General features: G+C 67.0%; 9 protein-coding genes. 6 read left to right on the forward strand and 3 right to left on the reverse strand.

Annotation, left to right across the window (positions count from 1 at the left end; genetic code table 11):
- From MUO23_00995 to MUO23_01005, 3 genes are all read left to right on the forward strand, one after another.
- On the forward strand, positions 1-184 hold a 184-nt coding region (locus tag MUO23_00995), incomplete at its 5' end, for a hypothetical protein (protein ID MCJ7511527.1).
- Positions 185-223: 39 nt separating this feature from the next.
- Complete coding sequence (locus MUO23_01000) at positions 224-613, forward strand: hypothetical protein (GenBank protein ID MCJ7511528.1); 390 nt, start codon at positions 224-226, stop codon at positions 611-613.
- A gap of 111 nt (positions 614-724) precedes the next feature.
- Positions 725-907, forward strand: a complete 183-nt coding sequence (locus MUO23_01005; GenBank protein ID MCJ7511529.1) for a hypothetical protein — start codon at positions 725-727, stop codon at positions 905-907.
- Positions 908-1,521: 614 nt separating this feature from the next.
- On the opposite strand, the gene metG is transcribed toward MUO23_01005, so the two are convergent.
- From metG to MUO23_01020, 3 genes are all read right to left on the reverse strand, one after another.
- On the reverse strand, positions 1,522-3,291 hold the full coding sequence (gene metG, locus MUO23_01010; protein MCJ7511530.1) for a methionine--tRNA ligase: 1,770 nt from the start codon (positions 3,289-3,291) through the stop codon (positions 1,522-1,524).
- Positions 3,292-3,566: 275 nt separating this feature from the next.
- A complete protein-coding gene (locus tag MUO23_01015; protein MCJ7511531.1) occupies positions 3,567-3,908 on the reverse strand; it encodes a 4a-hydroxytetrahydrobiopterin dehydratase in 342 nt (113 codons plus the stop codon).
- 252 nt (positions 3,909-4,160) lie between these two features.
- Positions 4,161-6,035, reverse strand: a complete 1,875-nt coding sequence (locus tag MUO23_01020; protein ID MCJ7511532.1) for a bifunctional homocysteine S-methyltransferase/methylenetetrahydrofolate reductase — start codon at positions 6,033-6,035, stop codon at positions 4,161-4,163.
- A gap of 588 nt (positions 6,036-6,623) precedes the next feature.
- On the opposite strand from MUO23_01020, the gene MUO23_01025 reads away from it, so the two are divergent.
- The 3 genes from MUO23_01025 to MUO23_01035 form a co-directional block, all read left to right on the forward strand.
- Positions 6,624-6,854, forward strand: coding sequence for a cold-shock protein (locus MUO23_01025; GenBank protein MCJ7511533.1), 231 nt, complete (start codon positions 6,624-6,626; stop codon positions 6,852-6,854).
- Positions 6,855-6,916: 62 nt separating this feature from the next.
- Complete coding sequence (rsmI, locus tag MUO23_01030; GenBank protein MCJ7511534.1) at positions 6,917-7,741, forward strand: 16S rRNA (cytidine(1402)-2'-O)-methyltransferase; 825 nt, start codon at positions 6,917-6,919, stop codon at positions 7,739-7,741.
- On the forward strand, positions 7,738-8,274 hold a 537-nt coding region (locus tag MUO23_01035; GenBank protein MCJ7511535.1), incomplete at its 3' end, for a hypothetical protein. The genes rsmI and MUO23_01035, both read left to right, overlap by 4 nt.

Raw genomic sequence — 8,274 nt, forward strand, 5'->3', positions numbered from 1 at the left:
ACTGCCGCCGCTGGCTTCCGTGGCCGGGCATCTGCAGGCCGTGCGCTACTGGCCAGCCTACGACAGCGGCAAAGCAGAACGTGACCTTGGCCTCCAGGCGCGTCCGCTGGAGGACACTCTTCGGGATGCCTACATCTGGCTGCAGGCTGAGGGACACGTCCGGCTGAGGCAGACTATGGTATGATGGCGCCGCCGGGCGCGGAAAGCCGGGTAGAGGGCAGAAATGGGACAGCCGGAGAAGATCACGATCATCGAAGGGCCGCCACCAACCTTTGAGATCGTCAGCGATTCCTGGCTGCTGGGCCTGATCGAGGGTCCTTACGCCGGCATGATTGCGATGTGCCGCGTGCGCACCCTCAACGGGCCTGCCTTGGTGGAACGCTGCTATCGCTCCTGGCGCGAATGTGCCCCGATGAACCTCGAATACCGGACGGAGGATGGGCTGACACAAGAAGCGCCCATCGTCGCGGTGCGGTGGGTGGAAGTCTCTGACGGCCACCTGCTGGTTTTGTGGGTCCGGTTGGATGACAGCCGGGCAGAAGTCGAGTTCGGGTTGGACCTGGATGACTCGCTGGATGAAGCGGGGGACGCCGGGCTAGACCCACTGCTCTGACATCGCACTCACCGGCACCACCCCCGAGTTGCTTGCGCTTCATCGCCTGATACGCCCGGCGCGCCAGGTGCGCTCGTCGGTCGCGCGCCCTGTGTCCTCTGGAGGTGAGCCATGGCATGGGAAGAGGGTGTGTTGTTCTGCGATGGTTGCGGCGCCGAGATCACGGGAGCACCCGTGCTGCGGGGCGACAAGTTCCACTGCTGTGAGGACTGCGCCGAGGGGCGCGAGTGTGAGTGCGCCTTGGTCTTCGAAGAGGATCGCCGCGCCTCAGGCGGGGAGGCGCCAGCCGACTGAGGCGAACTGCGCTTCGGACTGCCTGCCCGGCGGGCTGGACGCACAGTCGCAGACCCGAATCTCGATGCACGATCGGTTCGTGGCCTTGCTTTCCGAGGGGAACCCAAGCCGCGACGGCCGGGCCAACGAGGTGGCGTGCATCGTGGGCGAGCGCCCCAAGTTCCTGCCCGGCCGGGTCGAAGCCCTTGAGTCTCCCAATACTTCGGTCCGCGGGCACGCCGTCGATGCCCTGGAGAAGCTGGCCCGAACCTCCCCAGTTGAAGTTGCAGCCTGGCTTCCCCAGATTGCCCGAGCGGCGCAGCGCGCCGAAGTGCCCATGGTTCGCTGGCATCTGCCGCGGCGGCGCTCGGGGATCTCTCGCTGCTCCCGCACAGCGTGCCGAGGGCACGGCGAGCCCAGGCCGCGCGCTGGCTGACCAACCCCGAATCTTCCCTTCCCGCCTCTTGGGTCAGGAGGGCTCCCCGCCCGCAGGGCTGACTCCCGCCGTCCATCCGACCGCCAGGTTAGAGCTGGCTTGGCCGAACGGAACCGTGCGAGAGACAGCGGAGTCTGGGTGAGCCCCAGACCCCGCTGTGCGCCCTGCCTCGTTTCGTCGGGCGGCGTGCGGCTGCGGACTAGGTCCCGAGGCGGCTGCGCTCCTGCTCTGCCACCTCGTCATCGAGCTTGCGGTACAACGGCTGCGGCGGCTGCAGGCGCTGCCCGGGCATCAGCTGACTCGGAGCCCAACGTCCGCTCGCTTGGTCGGCGACGTACACCAGCGCCTGGTGGTCGCGGGTCTCTTCGGCGTATGTCTGGATCTGCAGGTGTCCCTGAAGCCGGCCGGCATAGCCGAGGGCGGCATGCAGGCGCTCACTGGAGAAGGGCAGGAACGGTGAGAGCAGGATCTTGAGCGAATCGATGGCCCGCAGGGCGGTATAGACCGTGGTCTCGGCCGCGGGGCGATCGGTCTTGATCACGCTGAACCAGGGAGCGCGATCCAGGTAGCCGTTGACGGCCCGCGCCAGAGCCAAGGCCTCGCTCAAGGCTTCGCGCAACCGCACGGCCTCGATCAGGCCCCCGACGAGCTCGAACCCGGCCTCGACGCGCTCGAGCAGCTCCACGTCAGCGAGGCGAAGAGATCCCGGGGCGGGGACCTGACCTTCCCAGTGTTTGTAGGCAAAGGAGAGTACGCGGTTGGCCAGGTTGCCCCAGGTGGCGACCAGCTCATCGTTGTTGCGGCGGACGAACTCCTCCCAGGAGAAGTCGGAGTCGCGGGTTTCCGGCATCAGGCAGGCGACATAGTAGCGAATTGGGTCGGGATCGAAGCGCTGCAGGATGTCCGGAAGCCAGATCGCCCAGTTGTGGCTCTTGCTGAACTTGGCACCCTCGACGTTCATGAATTCATTGGCGGGAATGTCGTACGGCAAGTTGAACCGGCGGTCATGGTCGGCCTCATCGAGGCGTTCGGCGCCCAGCAGTTCGGCTTGCCAGATCACGGTATGGAAGGGGATGTTGTCCTTGCCGAGAAAGTTGTAGATGCGCGCCTCGGGGGCGTACCACCAATCTTTCCAGGCCTCCGGCTGGCCGGTGTTGTGGGCCCACTCCACCGTGGCGGTAAGGTAGCCCATTACCGCCTCGAACCAGACGTACAGCGCCTTCTCTTGCCAGCCGGGCAGCGGCACTCGCACGCCCCATTCGATGTCGCGGGTTACGGGGCGGCCCTTCAGGCCCTCCAGGACATAGTTGCGGGCAAAGTTGATGACGCTCGGGCGCCAGTGATCGGCGTGCGACTCGAGATAGGCAAGCAGCCGCTCGCTGAACGCCGGCAGGTTCAAATAGAAGTGCTCGGTCTCGCGAATGACCGGGGAGGAGCCATCGACCTTGCTGACCGGATGGATCAGGTCCACTGCGTCGAGGAGCGAACCGCACTTGTCGCACTGGTCGCCGCGCGCCGCCTCGTAGGCGCACACCGGGCAGGTCCCCTCGACATACCGGTCGGCCAGGAACCGCTGTTGGGACTCGGAGTACAGCTGGCGCTGGGTGTCGAGGAACAAATGGCCGTTCTGATGCAGGCGCAGGAACAGAGCCTGGGCGAGGCGGTGGTGGTTCTCGGTGTCGGTGTGAGTGAACAGGTCGAAGCTAATGCCGGTCGCCTGCAGGGTATCCAGGAAGCGGTGGTGATAGTGCTCGAAGAGGGAGCGCGGGGACTGCCCGCGCTTGTCGGCCTCGATGGTGATCGGCGTGCCGTGAGCATCGGAGCCCGAGACCATCAGGACGCGGTTGCCCTTGAGGCGATGATAGCGGGCGAAGATGTCGGCCGGCAGATAGGCGCCGGCCAGGTGCCCGACGTGCAGGTCGCCATTGGCATACGGCCAGGCGACGGAGACGTGAATGGTGGCGGTCATGCTCGGCCTCGATTTCATTGGGGTTGGCCCCGATCGTTCAGGCGCCGACCGAGATTCGCGATTGTAGCATGCGGACTCGTTCGGGCTGCACAAGACAAACCGCCAGCCTGGGCTGGCGGGAGAGAGGCCGGGGCAAGGGCGCAGTCAATCCGATGGACCCGATCCCATCGGCCCCGGCACTCCAGGCATGGCCATAAGCGTGAAAGCTCTCTGCGGTCGGGCGATCATGCTTGCTCCCCGGTGCGAATTGTACACCTCCTGGCTGGGCGTCAGATTCATGCGGCCGGCTGCAAGGCGTCGACCTTGGCGGCGAAGATGAAATCCGTCTCGCTCAGCCCGCCGATCTTGTGAGTCCAGAGCGCGACCTGCACCCGCCCCCAGCTCAGGCACAAGTCTGGATGATGATTGACCTTTTCGGCCAGTTCGCCCACCTGATTGGTGAACGCCAGCGCCTGGCGAAAGTCCTTGAAATGGAACTCTTTGGAAAGGTGGTGCTCGTCGACGACCTGCCAGCCCCCACCCAGGCGCTGCGCCCACCGCACGAGCTCTTCACCCTTCATCGGCGGAATCCCGCCCTTGCATGGAATGCACTCCAGTGCCGCCAGATCGGATTTCATGGAAACCTCCTGGGGCGTTGCCGGGTCTCGTGAATGGACTGCCCCCGGGACAAGCCAAGGCGCAGGAGAAGGTCGGCCATGCCGGCAGAAGGCGCCGCCCGGCCTCGGGTCGCGGAGGGAGAGGCGCAGCCCGTCTGGGCCACAGCACCTGCCAAAGGTCCGTTCAAGCCTGGTAGAGAGGCATTCCCGGCTCGATGCTCTCGGCCCGGCTGGCGATTCTGCGAGCCGCGCCGCCCGCCATCGCGGCCCATCCTACGCCTGCGGCTCATGGTGCTGGGCCCGAATCCCCTCGATCACTTCGGCGGCTAGCTCATATCGCTGCAGGGCGGGCATCAGGAAAACCCCCTGGAGGCGAGGTGAAAGAGCGGCGGCCGTCTCCAGCGCCAGCTGCACGCCAGTGTCGGACGGGGAAGAGGAAGCCGCCATGCGCTGAAGGACTCCAGCCGGGAGGTGGACGCCGGGGACCTCGTGCTGCAGAAAGGCGGCGTGCCGTTCGCTGACCAGCGGCAGGATCCCGGCCAGGATTGGCAGACGCAGTTGGCCGTAGGTGCGGGCATAGGCCTCGAGGAACTCCAAGGCGGCGTCGGGATCGAAGACCGGCTGGGTGAGGGCGAAGCCGGCGCCGGCGGCGATCTTCTTCTGCAGGGCGCGCATCTCACGCTTCGGGTCGGATGGGGTCAGATTGAGGGCGCAGCCGCAGAAGAAGGTGGTGGCTTCGCCCAGCCGCCCTCCGGCTTGATCGAGCCCGGCGTTGAGGTTGTCCCGGATCAGCCGGATCAAGCCGGAAGGAACCAGGTCGACGTTGTCCATTGCGCTTGGGAAGTCGCCGATCGAGGCCGGGTCTCCCATGACGATCATCACATTCCGGATCCCCAGGGCGTGAACGGCGAGCAGATCTCCCTGGATGCGCAGCAGGTTGCGGCCGCGGGTGGGGAAGTGCAGGATGGTCTCGCGGCCGACCTGTTGCTGGACGAGATAGCTGATGGCCCACGGGCTCATGCGCAGCCGGGCCATCGGACTGTCAGCGACAGTCAGGGCGTCGGCGCCGCTCTCGGCGAGCAGGTGGGCGGCAGCCAGGATCTTCTGCGTCGAGAAGCCTCGCGGGGGATCGAGTTCGGCGACGATGAGGAAGCGGCCGGCGCCCAGAGCGCTGGCCAGATCGGTTGGACCCTCCTCCGGCAAGGGTTCCTCGGAGATGGCTGGAGCCGGAATCGACCAGGCTTGGGCCGCGGCCGGCGGGGCATCCAGGGCGTGCCGCATGGCCGCCAGGTGTTCGGGGGTTGTGCCGCAGCAGCCGCCGAGCAGGCGGACGCCCTGCTGCTGGAAGGCCGGCACGTAGCCGGCAAAGTAGTCCGGGGTTGCGGGATACAGGATGCGTCCCCCCGAACGCTCGGGCCAGCCGGCATTGGGCATAGCCAGCAGCAGAGCATCGGCCGCGGTCTTGCGCATCTGGTGCACGACGCGCAGCAGCTGGGAGGGGCCTTCTGAGCAGTTGGCGCCGAGCAGGTCGGCACCGGCGGCGTGAAGTACGGCCGCCGCTTGCTCGGGTGAGTCGCCCAGCATGGTGCGGTCGTCCCGGGTGAAGGTCAGGCTGGCGGCGACCGGCAAGTCGCAAATTGTGCGGGCGGCCTCGAGCGCCAGACGCAGCTCGCGCAGATCGCTGAAGGTCTCGAGAATCAGCAGATCGATCCCGCCTGCAACCAGGGCTTCGATCTGACGGCGAAAGGCCGTTGCCGCCGTTTCAGCCCGCACCCGGCCATAGGGGGCGAGGCGCACGCCGAGGGGACCGATGCTGCCCGCCACCCACATCTCGCGTCCGGAGGCCTGGGCGGCCTGACGGGCGAGCCGAACACCGGCGGCGTTGATCTCCTCCAACCGGTCCTGCAGATTGAAGGCGGCGAGCTTGAAGGCGTTCGCTCCGAAGGTGTTGGTCTCAAGCAGGTCGCAGCCGGCGGAGGCATAGGCCTGGTGGATCGCGAGCACTCCCTCCGGCCGCTGGAGGTTGAGGGCATCCAGGCAGGCATGTCGATCGGCGCCGCGGGCATGCAGCATTGTGCCCATCGCTCCGTCGGCGAGGACAAGCCGGCCTTGCTGAAGTGCGAGGCGGATCGGACCTGGATCCGACATCGTATGACTCCTGCGTTGGGGCCCGCAGGGCGCAGTCGGCGGCGCGCGCCCTAGGGCCGTCAGTTGAGGCCGAATCGGGGTCGGGTTGAATCGGCCTGCCCTCACCGCGGGGACAGGCGCCCGTCATTGTCAGGCACGCCCCGCCGGAAGTCAATGTCTTGGCTCACTTGGGCCGGTGGATGCCACTTGGCCGAGGCGCGTGAGGTCCCGAGAGGATTCGTACCGGGGGTGCGGAGCCCGCGCCCTGAGGACGGACAGATAGTGAAGGGGTAGGGCTCACCCGTTCCAGCCTCGGTCGCGGGCGGACTGCGCCGGGGTGGGGGTAGACTGCGGCCGTCCAGGGAGACCCCCGGCCGCATGCGAGGCTGACTATGCGCGAGGTGGTAGCCAAACCTCGGACTGCTGGGCGGTGTCAACACCGGAGCCGGGACGGAATTTGACCTCAGCCTGGGCTTGTGCTAGGCTGGTAGCCGATCTATGCGGGCCGGTGCTTAGGATTGCCTGGAGGAGCCGTGTCGGGGGTGCAGCCGCACCTTCTGCCCGGCTTCTTTGGTTGATGGACCCGCAGGGAACGCCAAGGAGGAGAAGATGTCCGACGAACGACTGCAGGGTGCCGTCAAGTGGTTCAGCCGGGTGAAAGGCTACGGCTTCATCACCCCAGACGGCCAGGAGAAGGAAATCTTCGTTCACTTCAGCGGCATTGAAGGAGAGGGATTCCGCAATCTCGAAGAGGGCGAGCGCGTTTCCTTCGTCGTCGAGGAGACCCCCAAAGGACCGCAGGCGGCGCAGGTTCGTCCGCTCCCGGCAGAAGAAACCTAGGCGGCCAGCGGCTGGCGCCCGCTGGCCGCCCGCAGGCAGAATCCGACTGCTACAATAGCCGTGTGGGGACGCTGTTTCTCGTAGCCACCCCGATCGGGAACCTGGAAGACATCACGCTGCGCGGCCTGCGCCTGCTCTCTCAGGTCGGGTTGATCGCGGCGGAAGACACGCGCCGGACGCGCCAACTGCTGACTCACTTTCAGATCGTGACCCCTGTGATCAGCTATCATGAGCACAACAAGCTGGCCCGGCTCGACCGGATTCTGCAGGCCCTCGAGCTCGGCGATGTAGCCCTGGTGACGGACGCCGGCACACCCCTGATCTCAGACCCGGGGCACGAACTGGTGCAGTCCGTGCTGGCTGCCGGGCACGACGTCAGCCCAGTGCCCGGAGCGTCGGCCGTGATCAGCGCCCTGGTGGTCTCGGGCCTGCCGACGGACAGTTTCGTCTTCCTCGGATACCTGCCGCGCCGCGCCGTCGAGCGGCGGCGCTGGCTGCGGGACCTCGCCCACGAAACCAAAACCCTGGTGCTGTTCGAGGCGCCTCATCGGCTGAGGGCGAGCCTGCAGGACCTGAGGGATACCCTGGGGGCTGACCGGCCGGCGGTCGTTTGCCGCGAACTGACCAAGATCCATGAGCAGGTGGTACGCGGGGATCTGGCAACGCTCCAGCAGCACTTTGAGCGCAACGAGCCGCGCGGAGAGTGCACGCTGGTGATCGCCGGAGCACAGCCGGCGCAGCCTGCGTGGGACGCAGCCCAGGTGCGGCAGGCTGTGGAGCGGCACAGACAGCAGGGGATGACCGCCTCCCAGGCGGCGCGCACTGTGGCGGCGGAAAGCGGGCTGCCGCGGGCGACGGTGTACCAAATGGCGATGGAGGAGCGATGAACCTCGACGACCTCGGGCACTTCGCCAGCCTGGATCCACAGGGCATGCTGCAGCACATCGATGGCCTCCCTGGACAGCTCGAAGCCGCCTGGGGATTGGGCCAGGGCCAGCCGTTGTCGGATAAACGCCAGCCGCACCAGGCGGTGCTGGCAGGCATGGGCGGGTCAGCCATTGGGGCGGACCTGGCTTGCGCCTACGCTGCGCCGCTGTCGCCGATCCCGCTGATGGTGTGGCGCGACTATGGTCTGCCCGCCTGGGCGAGTGGCCCGGAGACGCTGGTAGTCGTGTCATCCCATTCGGGCAACACCGAAGAGGCCCTCTCCGCCTATGCTGCCGGCCGCCAGGCACAGGCCCGCCTCCTGGCCATCACCACTGGAGGGGAGCTCTCCCGACGCGCCGAGGAAGACGGTGTCGATGTCTGGCGCTTTGTCCACCGGGGTCAGCCGAGGGCGGCCGTCGGCTTCTCGTACGGGCTGGTCCTGGCCGCGCTGCACAGGTTGGGTGTGTTGCCCCACCCGGGGGAGGAATTGGCC

The sequence above is a fragment of the Anaerolineales bacterium genome (assembly GCA_022866145.1).
In the GTDB taxonomy this organism is placed as follows: domain Bacteria; phylum Chloroflexota; class Anaerolineae; order Anaerolineales; family E44-bin32; genus PFL42.